Source organism: Qipengyuania sp. RANM35 (assembly GCF_041021145.2).
Lineage (GTDB): Bacteria > Pseudomonadota > Alphaproteobacteria > Sphingomonadales > Sphingomonadaceae > Qipengyuania > Qipengyuania soli.
The window spans coordinates 1,600,519-1,613,259 of sequence record NZ_CM196433.1 but is presented as its reverse complement, the minus strand read 5'-3'; the positions used below and the strand labels follow the sequence as shown (position 1 = coordinate 1,613,259).

The following is a 12,741-nucleotide window of genomic DNA, read 5'->3' as shown; positions in this document are numbered from 1 at the left end:
ATGGTGCCCTCCGGACAGGGGAGAGAGCCAGCCAATGATCGAATTCTTCACCGCGCCTGCGCCAAACGGGTGGAAGGTCGCGATCATGCTGGAGGAGTGCGGGCTCGCCTATGAACCGCGCTGGGTGAACCTTGCCGCCGGAGACCAGCACACCGAGGAATATCTCGCGATCAATCCCAACGGGCGGATTCCGGCAATCATCGATCATGCGCCCGGTGACGGGGGCGATCCGGTCACCGTGTTCGAATCCGGCGCGGTGCTGCTCTATCTCGGCGAAAAGTCGGGGCAGTTCCTTCCCACCGACCTGCGCGGCATGTCGCGGGTGCGGCAGTGGCTGTTCTGGCAGGTCGGCCACCTTGGCCCTACATTGGGGCAACACGGACACTTCCACCTCTACGCGGAGGAGAAGCTCCCCTACGCCATCGAGCGTTTCCACCGCGAGACGCTGCGCGTTTACGGCGTGATGGATCGCCAATTGGGGCAGGAAGAATACATCGCGGGGCCGGACTACACGGTCGCGGACATGGCCTGTTTCCCGTGGGTGCGGACGTGGAAGGCGCAAGGAGTTCCGCTCGACGAATTCCCGCACGTGAAGCGCTGGTACGACACGCTGAAGGCTCGCGAAGGCCTGCGGCGCGGAGTGGCGCTCGGCAGCGACATGCGAAGGCAGGGTGAAATGAGCGAGGAGGAGCGACGCAACCTCTTCGGAACGGGGAAGGCGAAACTGCTATGAGCGTGGATGTCGAATTCTTTTTCGACCTGTCGAGCCCGTGGACGCGGCTCGCCTTCGCCAACATCCGATCGAAGCTCGAAGGTCTCGACTATGCGATCACATGGCGTCCGTTCCTGGTCGGCGGAGTCTTCAATGCGGTCAATCCGGCCGTTTACGAAAGCCGCAAGCCGGAGAATGCGGCGCGGCTGGCACGCAGCTTCGTCTGGCTTAAGCAATGGGCGCGGCTTGCCGGGGTGGAGATGAATTTCCCTTCCGAACATCATCCGGTCAAATCGGTCCACGCCATGCGTTTCTGCTGCGCACTGGAAGACGACCAGGAGGCGCTTGAACGCTTCGCCCACGCGGCATTCGAGGCCTATTTCACCGGCATGCGCAATCTCGACGATCCCAAAGTGCTGGTCGCCATAGCCGACGAGGCGGGCTTCGACGGGTCGGCGCTGGCAGAACAGTCGACCGACCCTGAAATCAAGGAGCGCCTGCGCGTCAACACCGACGAAGCAATCCATCGCGGCGCCTTCGGCTCCCCGACGATCTTCGTGGGCGAGGAGAACATGTATTTCGGCAACGACCAGCTGCCGCTTGTGCGGCAGAAGGTCGAACAATTGTCCTAGCCGCCGATGCGGTAGAGGATTTGCGCGCCGGCGCCGATATCGGGGCTGCCGTCGGCGAGTCCGGTATAGGCATAGCCTTGCAGCCTGAGCCTATCGTTGAGCTTCTGGGTCAGCGATCCGGTGATCTCGCTTCGGTCGGGCGAGGTGGCGAGCGATCCTTCGCGCCAGTCGTAGTCGAGGCCGAAGGTGCTGTTGCCGGAAGCAAGGTAGAGCCCTCCGCCCGCCTGCCAGACGTCCGCGAGCGGATAGGCGTCGCTCGAACCGTTGAAACGACGTCCGCCGCGCACCGATGCGCTCAACGGACCGAAGGCATGCAGCAATTCGCCCTGAAGAGTGAAATCGGTGGTGCCGGTTCCGAGGAACTTCGCTTCCGAAGCGGTCGGAAACTTCACCTTGCCCGTCGTGTCGAACCAGGTGCTCTCGCCGATCGGCATTGAATAGGTAGCCGACAGGACGGCATCGCCGAGCCCTGAGCGCGAAGACACAACGGGATTGGCAGTCCCGCCACCGCCATTGCCGTTTCCGTTTCCATTGCCCGGCCCGCGCACCCCTCCGTCACCAGGAATGACGCCTTCCGGGCCTGTGACATCGACATAGGGCAGTGTCAGCTTGACGTCGAAATTGCCGCGCTGGACCTTCACCGAGAAAGGTACGGCAAGCATGTCGGTGTCGACGGTGTCGCCATAGTCGCCGCTCGAATAGTCGATCCCGGTGCTGAACTGGACATAGTCATCGGCCGCTGCCTGCGTGGCGTACGCAAGCGCAATGGCGGTTATCGCTGCCGCGGTGGTGATCCTCATGGTCGTGTGTCCCTTTGACAGGAAGCCCTGCCTCCGCACGCGCGGGGCAGGGCTTCGTATTTCATCGTCGATGTTAGCCGCCGCGGCCGGGCTTTTCCGGCTTTTCCGGCTTCTCGGGCTTTTCGGGACGTTCGGGGCGCTCGGCCTTTTCGACGCGGGCGCTGCGTTCGGGACGTTCGGCACGTTCATGGGTCACGACGGCATGCTCGCCATCGGCCTTGGCGATGGTGTGGACATTGCCCGAGGGGGTTTCGACCGTCTGCGAACGACCGATCACGACAGTTTCCATGACCGGATTGCCGGCTTCGTCGAGGACGGGATTGCCCTCTTCGTCGAGCACTGCGCGATCTTCGGTCAGGTCGCCGCGGGTGACGATAGCACCGTTGCCGGCAGGTTCTTCAACTTCGGTACCTGTGTCGGTGCCCGTGTCCTGGGCGATTGCAGTCTGACCGGCAATGCCGAGTGCGAGTACGGCGGCCAGTGCCACCGGGGTAGTATATTTCATGAGGCGACCTCCAGACGCGAGTCCTGCCAATTAGCGGCTCAGTGCTCGTGATCGGAAGTTGGGCTTAATTTCGGGTCATCAAGCAAGGTTGTTGTGACAGGGCGCTTTGTCTTCACGGTGAGCGCACATTCGAGGGTGCTGGCGCACTCCGAGAGTTAATGCCTTCACCCGTACTGGGCGCGGTGCTTGTCCAGGATAGGCTTCACACGACCCAATGCTTCGCCCACCAGGTCTGGGAAACTGCCCGAGGAAATTTCCAGCACGGCATTGTGAGCGGCAGCGATGCGGCGGGCGTCGGACCAGCGGGTTCCCAGATCGATCGCCCATTCGCGGAATTCGTCCGCTGCTCCGGCCCGCTTTTCCAGCGCCTTGGCCAGGGTGGGGTGGAAACCCAGCCGCCCGGTGATGGGCAGGAGCGAAAGCGGGAAGCCCTTCCTGAGGTAGTTGAACGTGTCGTCAACGTGAATTGTGCCGCTTTCCCGGTGCAGCGCCAGCACGGAGGAGAAATGTACGCTCTCGTCGTCGCAGACCAGTGGAACGCCCTGCGGCACCGAGAAGTCGAAGTCGGCGCCGAACCGCTCGGCCAGAGCCGCATCTTCGCACTTGGTCTCCTGCCACGACAGCTGCGGGAATTTCGCCAGGTGGCGCGCCGTGCCGTAGAGATCGGCATGCGGGTAGGCCTTGTGCATCCACTCGCAATGGACCGTGTGGAAGGGATGGAGGTTGAGGATGGCCTTCACCTTTGCCCCGCCATCGGTAAGCGCGTCGATCTCCTCCCGAATGGGATCGGTGAGCGTATAGCTGTCGAGAAAGACGAAATCGCCATCTGCCAGCTTCACGAGCGCGCATTGCGTGCCGACGTCGAGCATGCCGCCGATGCGGAATTCGCCGCGGACGGTCCAGAAATTCTCCGCAAGACGGACGAGGGTGTCGCTCATGCCAGTGTCTCCCTGTTGCGGATGATGAACCCGCGAGCGGGCAATACTATCCCTCGAACCCCACGAAACGTGCCGCTTCCTCCACGCTCTTGCGCGTGCTGACCACGGCATTGGCGGGGAAGCTTTCGTCGGGCCAGCCCATGGCGACGGCCTTCATGATGATCTGGTCGTCGGGGATGCCGGCATGTTCGCGCACGACCGGGCTTTGCATGATGCCTTGCGAGTTGATGACGCAGCCGAGGCCACGGCTCCATGCGGCATTGACGAGGGCGGTCGTCACTGCACCGCAGTCGAACTTGCTGTCGTCGCCGTCGTCGAGCACGCGGTCGTAGGTGATGATGACACAGACCGGCGCGTCGAACTGGCGAAAGCCGCGCAAGACCCAGTCCTGCCGCCGTTCCTTGTCGTCACGCTCGATACCCATGGCGCCGAACAGCTGCTTGGCGACGTAAATCTGCCGTTCGCGATGGACACCCTCGAAGGCGCTACCGCGCCGGAACTCGCGGCTGTCGGGCACTCCGGCGAGGATGTTCTCGGTGTTGCCCTTGCGGATCTTGTCGAGCGGTTCGCCAGTGATGACGTGGAAATGCCACGGCTGCGTGTTCATGGAAGAAGGCGCGCGCATGGCGATCTCGAGCACTTCCTCGATCACCTCGCGCGGGACTGGCTTGTCGAGATAGCCGCGGATCGAACGCCGCCCGCGCACCACCTCCGCAAACGTCATGTCCGGATTGCCGCTCATCCACTCTCTCCTCGTATCTGGAGGGGAGGATTAGCGCGGCATTTGGCTTGCGCAAAATACGCTACGTCAAGCGCGCTCTTACGGGGTGAAATAGGGCCGGTCGCCGGCGATCGTGACTCGCTCCATCACGCGCCGTGCGGGGAAATAGTCGCTCACCGCAAGGTGCTGGCAGACGCGATTGTCCCAGAAGGCGATGGAGTTTTCGCGCCAGCGAAAGCGGCACTGGATCTCGACGTCCATGGCGGTGGCGTAAAGGTGCTGGAGCAGCCAGTCGCTTTCGGTTTTCGAGAGGCCCTCGATGTGGCTGGTGAAGCCGGTGTTGACGTAGATCGCGCGCTCGCCGGTCTCGGGGTGCGTGCGGATCACCGGGTGCCGCATCGGCGGATATTTCTCGTGCAGTTCCTCGACCGACTTTCCGAGCCGCTTTGCGAAGACGCGTGCGATGTCGTGTACGGCGGTGAGGCCTTCGCAGAACCGCTGCATCTGTTCGGACAGGCGCTCGTAGGCGAGGTGCATGTTGGCGAAAAGCGTGTCGCCACCGACAGGCGGGACTTCGCGCGCATAAAGGATCGAACCGAGCGAGGGGCATTCGCGCCAGGTAACGTCGGAGTGCCAGTTGTTCTCGCTCCCGCGGCTGTCCGGCCCATGGGCGATGCGCAGCACTTCCGGATTGGCCTGGCTCTTGGGAGTGGCGGGGTGGATTTCCAGTTCGCCGAAATGGCGCGCGAAGGCGATGTGCTGTTCCTGCGTCAGTTGCTGGTCGCGGAAGAAGATCACCCCGTACCTGAGCAGCGCCGCGCGAATTTCCGGAATACGTTCGGCGATGTCGTCCGCGCCAAGGTCGACGCCGTAAATCTCCGCCCCGATGGCAGGCGTCATCGGCTGGACATCGAGTGCCCCGGTATCAAGCCCGCTCTTGTCGATCACTGTCGCCATGTGCCTCTCCCTCTCGAGGAGAGGCTATCATGCAAGGCAGGGGCATGCGAGTCCCTCGGACATGCAATCGCCCGGGCCGATAGACTGGCGGGAGAGTAAGTGCGGCCCGGGAGCGCCCTCAGCCCTTCCTCAGGGGCTGAGCAAGGTCACGCCGCCATAGGTGACGTCGCTGTTGTCGGGTCGCCGTTCTGTCATCTTGAAGGAGACCGCCATCGTCGCCCCCTGCGGTCCGAAGAACCAGCCGCCGAAATTGCCGACGACTAAGCCGCCGGAGGTCGAGACGATCCCGGAAAATGACTGCTTCGATCCGTCTATCGTCGTACTTCCGGTGTAGGTTCCAAGGTCGGTCACCGTGTCCGAAACCGTACCGGCAACCACTTCCTGGCCCTTCAGGTTGAGGGTAAAAGAAATCTGTCCGTTCGCCGGATTTGCAGTCGCGGTCATCGTCGTGGGACTGGTGGAATAAGTGTGGACCGGTCCCATTCCGAGGGTACCTGCGTTTTCCACGAGCCTGAGAATGCCGGTCGCTACCGCTTTGCTATAGGACTTGGTAGCTGACGGAACATCGCTCAGCACTGTCGGAACCCCGAAAGCGCATCCGATGCTGACGAACCCGACGCCGGTGGGTGAGCTTAAAGTCGCAAGCCGTACATAATCCTGGGCCACTCCGGCGATTGTAACCACGGAAACACCGAAGCGCTGCGTGTTCCCGCTCGCATCGGTCTTCTTGTAGCGCTCGGTCCCGGCAGGGGCGGCAGGGTCGCGGTCGGCTTGGGTGAAGGACAGGCTGAATGGCGGGTTGAAGCCCATCTGCTGGACCGTGATGTCGTAACTCGGACCCGAGCGGTCGGAATTGATCGCGATCCCTTCACCGAAACCGGTGGCGCCATTCGTAAAGGTCTGGCCGTTGAAGATTTCTTCGCCGCCACAGGTCGATGCAAAAGCCTGCTGTCCCATAAGGTCGGCGAACTTGTTATAGGTTACCGGTGATGGCGTTGGCGTGGGGGTCCCACCGCCACTGCTGCTGCCGCCACCGCCTGTGGGTGGCGGTGAGCTGCCGTCTCCCCCGCCACACGCGCAGAGGGCAAGCGCAAGGGCGAGGGTGGATGCCTTGGAAAATTTCATGGAGACGACCCTTCCCTCATGGGCAGTCCCGGCCGCCCTTCCAAAACGACGTCGCCGATTCTTGAATGTCGTGCAACTGTGTTCGCTATTGTGACGGAAGTACTTACGGAAAAATGCGCAGTAGAGGTTGAGTGATCAACGGATCGCTCTTGGCAAACAGGCCCCGCTTTCAGGAGCGATAAAGACCCTGCAGTCGAAATAGACGACTTCCGGATTGCCTGAACGTGCGGGCAAGTAACTGAAACGCAAGGCTCTGCGCGCATCTTCGCCCAGGGGCAATCGCGCGGGAATTGCGGTTGCATCGTCCCAGCCATAGACCTGGCAATAGCGGTCGCCCGGGCAAAGCGTGCGCGCCTTCTCGACCAGTGCACCAGGCGCATCTCCGCCTGACACCAGCACAAAATGTACTCCGGGAGCAGGCGAATCGGGGGTACTCGGCCTCGTTACAGCCAAACTCGGGTCGCGCGGGATATCCGAAGCCGTGATGCTTCGGACGGCCGTGCCCTGTTGCGCCAGACGGGGAAGCAGGTCTTCTGGGCGTTCGACTTCCTGTGCGGTTTCCCGGAGCGCCAGGGGGTCCGGCTCGCCGCCGCTGTAACGTGCCGAAAGCGCCTGCGGCATCCCCCATGCGCCGCGCCAGCGGAAGAAGAGGTGAGGTCCGACTTCGGCGATCTTGTCGAGCGAACCGGACCAATAGGGATAGACATAGTTCGCATGGTAGTGGGTGGCGCTGCCAACCTTTGTGTCGACGTAGCCGCCCAGGGCCTCCTGCGCCCGTTCGCGAGCCGAGCGCCACATGGATTCGGAATAGGTCCGGTTGAGCGATCCGTCGCAGGTGAAGGTGAACTGGCAGCCTGTGGGGCGCTCGGAGCCTTCGAACACGACCCCGCAGACGGTCTTTGCAAAGGCCGGGTGGCGTACACGGTTGAGGACGACTTGCATCACGGCGCGTTGGTCCTCGTCGCCGCTACCTGCCTCGGCCATGGCGGCGAGGGCAAGGCAGTCACGCGCCCGTTGGCGGTCGATGCCGTTGCCGCGAAACGCGAACGGTTTGGCAGGCGGCGGCGCGTCGTCGGCGAAAGGCACGGACTCGTTTCGCGCCTTGGCATCGTCGGGGGCGAGCGCGGAGACGATGGTGCCGACGTCATCGCCGGTTGCGGGCAGTGTGTCGATAAGGCTGGTTTCGGCCCGTTCGCGCGCTATTTTCGCCGTCGCATCTGGATGCCCGAACATGGCGAGCAGCGCAAAGGTCGCCAACAAGAGGGCGACCACCCCGAGCAGGGGCGCATTTTCGCGAAAAGTCGTAGCGTTCCTACCGAACATCGCGGTTAGATAGGACTGAGCGAGGCCCGTTACACCCCTCGGCGAACGTCACTCGCAGAGCTTGCCCGACTTTTCGCAGAAGGCCGCGCGTACCTCGCCCTTGTAGTCGAGCCCTGCAAGTTCCTGCATGACCGAACCGACGATCATCGGCATCACCTCGCGGCGATGCGCTGCAGCGGGCGAGCGTTCGAAGCTGGCGATGGCATCGAGATCTTCGAGAGTCAGGACTACTGCCATCGCCTGCGCTTCAGCCTCGATCGCGCGCTTGCCGATCTCATCCGCCTTCTCGCGTCCGATGGTGCGCAAGTCATCCTGTTCTTCAGCAGCAAGATCGGGCGCATCGGCAATGATTTGCTCGACCTCCGCAGCGGTCTGCAGCGGACCCAGCGTCGCCAGCAGCGAATGGCCGGCGATCTCGCGTGCGAGTGCCAGCTTTGCGTCATCGTTTGCTGCGAGGGGAGCTGCCAGCACCAGGATCGGCAGCGCCAATGTCACGAGCTTCACGCCGCCTTCTGCAGCTGCAGTTCGACGCGGCCCCAGATTTCAACCAGCGCAGCGACGAGTTCGTCCATCATCGCAGGCGTGTGGGCTGGGCCCGGGGTGAAGCGCAGGCGCTCGGTTCCACGCGGCACGGTCGGAAAGTTGATCGGCTGCACATAGACGCCGTATTCGGCGAGCAGGATGTCGCTGATCTTCTTCGCGCGCACCGGATCGCCGACCATGACGGGCACGATGTGCGTGACGCTGTCCATCACCGGCAGGCCCGCATCGCGCATCTTCTGCTTGAGGGTGGCGGCTGCGGCCTGCTGGCCTTCGCGTTCCTCGCTCGAGGACTTGAGGTGGCGGACTGCGGCGAGCACGCCTGCGACCAGCACCGGGGAGAGCGAGGTTGTGAAGATGAAGCCCGGGGCATAGCTGCGGATGCAGTCGATGATGCGGGTGTCGGCAGCGATGTAGCCGCCCATAACGCCGAACGCCTTGCCCAGCGTGCCTTCGATGATGTCGATGCGGTGCGCGGCCTCGTCACGCTCCGAAATGCCACCACCGCGCTTGCCATACATGCCGACCGCGTGGACCTCGTCGATGTAGGTCAGCGCATTGTACTTCTCGGCGAGGTCACAGATCGCGTGGATCGGGGCAACGTCGCCGTCCATCGAATAGACGCTCTCGAAAGCGATCAGCTTGGGCGTATCCGGGTCTTCGGCGGCGAGCAGTTCTTCGAGGTGCTCGACATCGTTGTGGCGCCACACCCGCTTCTCGCAACCTGCGTTGCGGATGCCGGCGATCATGCTGGCGTGGTTGAGCTCGTCCGAGAAGATGACACAGCCCGGCAGCAGCTTGGCCAGCGTCGAGAGCGTCGCATCGTTCGAGACATAGCCGCTGGTGAACAGCAGCGCGCCTTCCTTGCCGTGCAGGTCGGCCAGTTCCTGCTCGAGCTGGATGTGATAATGGGTGTTGCCGCCGATGTTGCGCGTACCGCCCGAACCCGCGCCGACGTCGTGCAGCGCCTCTTCCATGGCTGCGATGACCTTGGGGTGCTGGCCCATGGCGAGATAGTCGTTCGAACACCAGACGGTGACCGGCTTGGGTCCGTTGTGTCCGGCGAAGCAGCGTGCGTTCGGGAACGCGCCCTTGTTGCGCAGGATATCTATGAAGACGCGATAGCGGCCTTCCTCGTGAAGGCGGTCGATAGCCTGGTCGAAAATCTGGTCGTAGTTCACGCGGGGTCCGCCCGTCTCAACACCGCCCGTCCGCGGCCTGGAATGGCTCTGCCCATAGGGCGGAAAACCGCGGAATTCCACCGCGATCTTTGCGAATGGTTCTTAAGTATTAGGCGGGTGGAAGTCGGGGAGGGGTGCCCCGCCGTCGCTGCGGAAGAAGTCCTGTCGCAGGCTTTCGACGAAAGATGCGAATTCCTGCCTGACCTCCAGCCACATCGCCCTCTCGTCGTCGCAATCAGCCGGTATCGTCTCGAAAAGGATCTCCAGCGCGGCGTCGACCAGGCCAAGGTACCAGCGCGGAGGGATGAGCATGGTGTCGTTGTGATGGACGATTGCCGTCCCATGATCGATCCGTGCTGTGGGCGGGGATTCGACCCATTGCAGGAGCAGGAAGAGCGCCTCCGTCGCCATTCGCGCTTCGAGCTCGTGCGTAAGTCCGAGGCCATGGTGCTCGAACGAGGCGCGGGCGTCGGGATGCCGGCGATAATAGGCGTCGATCACCTCCCCGGTCACGTCGCCGCGCTCGTCTGCCAGACGCTGCAGGCTGCGTTCCGCGAGCGTGACGCGATCTTCCGCCATTGCCCTAGAACTTCTCCAGCCGCTGGATACCGTACCGGGCGAAGGTAGGTCCGAGGCGATGGAAATCGGCAAGGTCGCCGGTGGTCACGGCCCGGTCCGGACCATCCCGCTCGAACGACTGGCCTTGGGTGAGATAGGCGACACGCCGGGCGATGCCCTCGGCCCCGTGAACGAACCTTACGTCACGGCCGATTGCCTGCCTCAATTCGTCCTCGAGCAGCGGGAAGTGCGTGCACGCGAGGACCAGCGTGTCGATCGAATCCGCGCCGTCCTGCGCCAGCAGCCCTGCAATTTCGCGAGCCACTGCGTCGACGCTCACGTCCTCGCCGCGCAGCTTGGCTTCGGCCAACGGGACAAGTCCGTTCGCGCCGTGGCGCAGCAAGCGTTTGCCGCCCGCAAACTCGCGCTCGAGATTGTCGACATAGGCCTGGCGAATGGTCGCCTCGGTCCCGAGCAGGCCGAAGGTACCGGTTGTCGTCAATGAAGCGGCGGGCTTGATGGCCGGGACAGTCCCGACGATGGGAATTTCGAGCACGTCGCGCACCATGCCGAGCGCAATGGTGCTGGCCGTATTGCAGGCGATGCAAATCAGGCGCGGTTGCCAGCGTTCGGCCATGCGCCCGAGCAGACCGGCAACGCGCGCGGCGATTTCCGCCTCGCTCTTGGTGCCATAGGGCAGGCCGGCCATGTCGGCGGCATAGATGACCGGCGCCTCGGGCAGGGCTTTCCGCAGCTCGGCCAGCACGGTGAGGCCGCCGACTCCGGAATCGAACAGCAGGATTGGTGCGGATGCGTTCACAACGGTCCTTTTCCACCGTGCCGGTGCTTGTCGAACTACACCGGATCACTCTAGATGCTGCGCTAGTAGATAGTGCGGGCATTCAGCAAGCTTGCGCGGAAATTGCGGGGTGAATTGTGCCGACGGACCTGACCATCACGACGCTCTATGCCGCGCTGCTCGGCTATGCCTTCGGCTCGATCCCATTCGGCCTGATCATCGCCAAACTGGGCGGGAAGGGCGACATCCGCTCGATCGGCAGCGGCAATATCGGCGCAACCAATGTGCTGCGCACCGGCAGCAAGGGGCTGGCTGCCGCGACATTGCTGCTCGACCTTGCCAAGGGGCTGATCCCGGTCCTCATTGCCAAGCAATTGTTCTGGGAGGACATGGGCTGGACCGCGCTGTTCGCCGTACTCGGGCATTGCTTCCCCGTGTGGCTGGGCTTCAAGGGTGGCAAGGGCGTGGCGACCAATGCCGGCGTATCCTTTGGCCTCGCCGTGCCGCTCGGACTGACCTACGCCGTGGTGTGGATCGGGATGCTGGCAATCACGCGCATCAGCTCGCTTGCGGGCATGAGCGCGGTGGTCGCCGCAGCCGTTGCCGCATTCCTCATCGGCCAGCCAACCTTTGCCAAGGTAATGGCGATCATCGCCGTGTTGGTGATCTGGCTGCATCGTGAAAACATCAAGCGGCTGATGGCAGGCACCGAACCCAGGGTCGGCGGATCGAAGGCCAAGCCCGAAGAGTGAACGCTCCGGCGCATCCGGTACTGACGCAGGAGGAGGCGTTTGCGCGCATCCGCCTGTTGCGCTCGCCCAATATCGGGCCGGTCAGCTACGCCATGTTGCTGCAGCGCTTCGGCAATGCCGGTGCGGCGATCGAGGCGTTGCCGGAGCTTTCGGCGCGGGGAGGGCGGCAGTATCGTCCCGCCAGGGTCGAAGCGATCGAGCGCGAAGTCGAGGCGGTGCGCGCGGCGGGTGCGAAGTATTTGTTCCACGACCAACCCTCCTATCCGGCCCTGCTCGGCGAGATCGACGGTGCACCGCCGATCCTGACCTGGCGCGGGGATGTGTCGCTGCTCGGTCAGCCCTGCGTCGCGATGGTCGGCGCACGTAATTCGAGCGCGGCCGCGGTCAAGCTGGCCCGCGATTTCGGCGCGGCGCGGGCGGAAGCGGGCTTCACGGTCGTGTCCGGCCTCGCCCGGGGCATCGACGGGGCGGCGCACGAGGGCGCGTTTCCGCGCACCGTCGGCGTGATCGCCAGCGGGATCGACATCGCCTACCCGCCGCAGCACACCGATCTGCAGGAACGGATCGCGGCCGAGGGCTTGCTCATTGCCGAACAGCCACCCGGCACTGAACCGCGCGGCAGCCACTTCCCCAGTCGAAATCGCATCATTGCCGGCCTGTCGCTCGGCACGCTGGTGGTCGAGGCAGCGGTGAAATCGGGCTCGCTCATCACTGCGCGATTGGCGGGGGAGGCAGGGCGCGAGGTTATGGCCATACCGGGCAGCCCGCTCGAACCGCGCAGCCATGGCTGCAACCACCTCATCCGCGAAGGAGCTGTGCTGGTGAACTCGCCCGAGGATGTTGTCGAACTGCTGTCGGGTTTCGATGGAACGCCGCGCTCACGCTTCCGGGAAGCGGCATCGGCGTTCGACTTCGAACCGGAAGAACTGGCTAACGCCGAACCCGCCGACGTGGCTTCACTCCTGACTACTGCCCCGGTCGGCATCGACGAACTCATCAGGCAGTCGGGCGAAAGTACTGCCTCGGTTCAGCTTGCATTGCTGGAACTCGAAATAGCAGGTCGGCTCGAGCGTCATGCTGGCGGGCGGGTGTCCCTGATCGCGTAATCCCAATTTGGGACAATTGTACATATTCGACATCGATGACCCCTCTGTGACGCATTGATGCAATGCGAATCGCCTTCGCAGGCGCAACAGGG

The 12,741-nt window shown here is 63.4% G+C and carries 15 protein-coding genes; 4 read left to right on the top strand and 11 right to left on the bottom strand.

Annotated elements, in window-relative coordinates:
- Positions 1 to 34: 34 nt before the first annotated feature.
- Entirely contained in the window at positions 35 to 733 is a 699-nt protein-coding gene (locus tag RAM60_RS08075) for a glutathione S-transferase N-terminal domain-containing protein (RefSeq protein WP_369027200.1), read from the top strand.
- On the top strand, positions 730 to 1,344 hold the full coding sequence (locus tag RAM60_RS08070; protein WP_369027201.1) for a 2-hydroxychromene-2-carboxylate isomerase: 615 nt from the start codon (positions 730 to 732) through the stop codon (positions 1,342 to 1,344). Before RAM60_RS08075 ends, RAM60_RS08070 begins: the two co-directional genes overlap by 4 nt.
- Here RAM60_RS08070 and RAM60_RS08065 read toward each other — a convergent pair.
- The 11 genes from RAM60_RS08065 to murI form a co-directional block, all read right to left on the bottom strand.
- The gene (locus tag RAM60_RS08065) at positions 1,341 to 2,144 is read right to left on the bottom strand and encodes a hypothetical protein (protein ID WP_369027202.1); all 804 of its coding nucleotides are present in this window, start codon (positions 2,142 to 2,144) and stop codon (positions 1,341 to 1,343) included. The two genes, RAM60_RS08070 and RAM60_RS08065, sit on opposite strands and share 4 nt — an antisense overlap.
- 73 nt (positions 2,145 to 2,217) lie before the next feature.
- Positions 2,218 to 2,649 carry a hypothetical protein gene (locus RAM60_RS08060; protein WP_369027203.1) on the bottom strand — a complete coding sequence of 144 codons (432 nt, stop codon included), beginning with the start codon at positions 2,647 to 2,649 and terminating at the stop codon, positions 2,218 to 2,220.
- Between the two features lie 164 nt (positions 2,650 to 2,813).
- Complete coding sequence (locus RAM60_RS08055; RefSeq protein WP_369027204.1) at positions 2,814 to 3,587, bottom strand: hypothetical protein; 774 nt, start codon at positions 3,585 to 3,587, stop codon at positions 2,814 to 2,816.
- 46 nt (positions 3,588 to 3,633) lie between these two features.
- Positions 3,634 to 4,329, bottom strand: coding sequence for a nitroreductase (locus tag RAM60_RS08050; RefSeq protein WP_369027205.1), 696 nt, complete (start codon positions 4,327 to 4,329; stop codon positions 3,634 to 3,636).
- Positions 4,330 to 4,407: 78 nt separating this feature from the next.
- Complete coding sequence (locus tag RAM60_RS08045) at positions 4,408 to 5,265, bottom strand: TauD/TfdA dioxygenase family protein (RefSeq protein ID WP_369027206.1); 858 nt, start codon at positions 5,263 to 5,265, stop codon at positions 4,408 to 4,410.
- A gap of 129 nt (positions 5,266 to 5,394) precedes the next feature.
- Positions 5,395 to 6,390, bottom strand: a complete 996-nt coding sequence (locus tag RAM60_RS08040; RefSeq protein WP_369027207.1) for a hypothetical protein — start codon at positions 6,388 to 6,390, stop codon at positions 5,395 to 5,397.
- A 135-nt stretch (positions 6,391 to 6,525) separates the two neighbouring features.
- Entirely contained in the window at positions 6,526 to 7,713 is a 1,188-nt protein-coding gene (locus RAM60_RS08035; RefSeq protein WP_510639567.1) for a cell wall hydrolase, read from the bottom strand.
- Between the two features lie 48 nt (positions 7,714 to 7,761).
- A complete protein-coding gene (locus RAM60_RS08030; protein ID WP_369027209.1) occupies positions 7,762 to 8,217 on the bottom strand; it encodes a DUF2059 domain-containing protein in 456 nt (151 codons plus the stop codon).
- Positions 8,214 to 9,434: a 5-aminolevulinate synthase gene (hemA, locus tag RAM60_RS08025; RefSeq protein WP_369027210.1), complete on the bottom strand. Its 1,221-nt coding sequence runs from the start codon at positions 9,432 to 9,434 to the stop codon at positions 8,214 to 8,216. The genes RAM60_RS08030 and hemA overlap by 4 nt, the downstream gene beginning before the upstream one ends.
- Before the next feature lie 102 nt (positions 9,435 to 9,536).
- Positions 9,537 to 10,013 carry a hypothetical protein gene (locus RAM60_RS08020; RefSeq protein WP_369027211.1) on the bottom strand — a complete coding sequence of 159 codons (477 nt, stop codon included), beginning with the start codon at positions 10,011 to 10,013 and terminating at the stop codon, positions 9,537 to 9,539.
- Between the two features lie 4 nt (positions 10,014 to 10,017).
- Positions 10,018 to 10,812 (bottom strand): glutamate racemase, encoded by a 795-nt coding sequence (gene murI, locus RAM60_RS08015; RefSeq protein WP_369027212.1) that lies wholly within the window; start codon positions 10,810 to 10,812, stop codon positions 10,018 to 10,020.
- 134 nt (positions 10,813 to 10,946) lie between these two features.
- Between murI and plsY the strand changes: the two genes are divergently transcribed.
- Together plsY and dprA are read left to right on the top strand one after the other, a co-directional pair.
- Entirely contained in the window at positions 10,947 to 11,543 is a 597-nt protein-coding gene (plsY, locus tag RAM60_RS08010; protein WP_510640403.1) for a glycerol-3-phosphate 1-O-acyltransferase PlsY, read from the top strand.
- The gene (gene dprA, locus RAM60_RS08005; protein ID WP_369027214.1) at positions 11,540 to 12,649 is read left to right on the top strand and encodes a DNA-processing protein DprA; all 1,110 of its coding nucleotides are present in this window, start codon (positions 11,540 to 11,542) and stop codon (positions 12,647 to 12,649) included. Before plsY ends, dprA begins: the two co-directional genes overlap by 4 nt.
- The last annotated feature ends 92 nt before the right edge of the window (positions 12,650 to 12,741 follow it).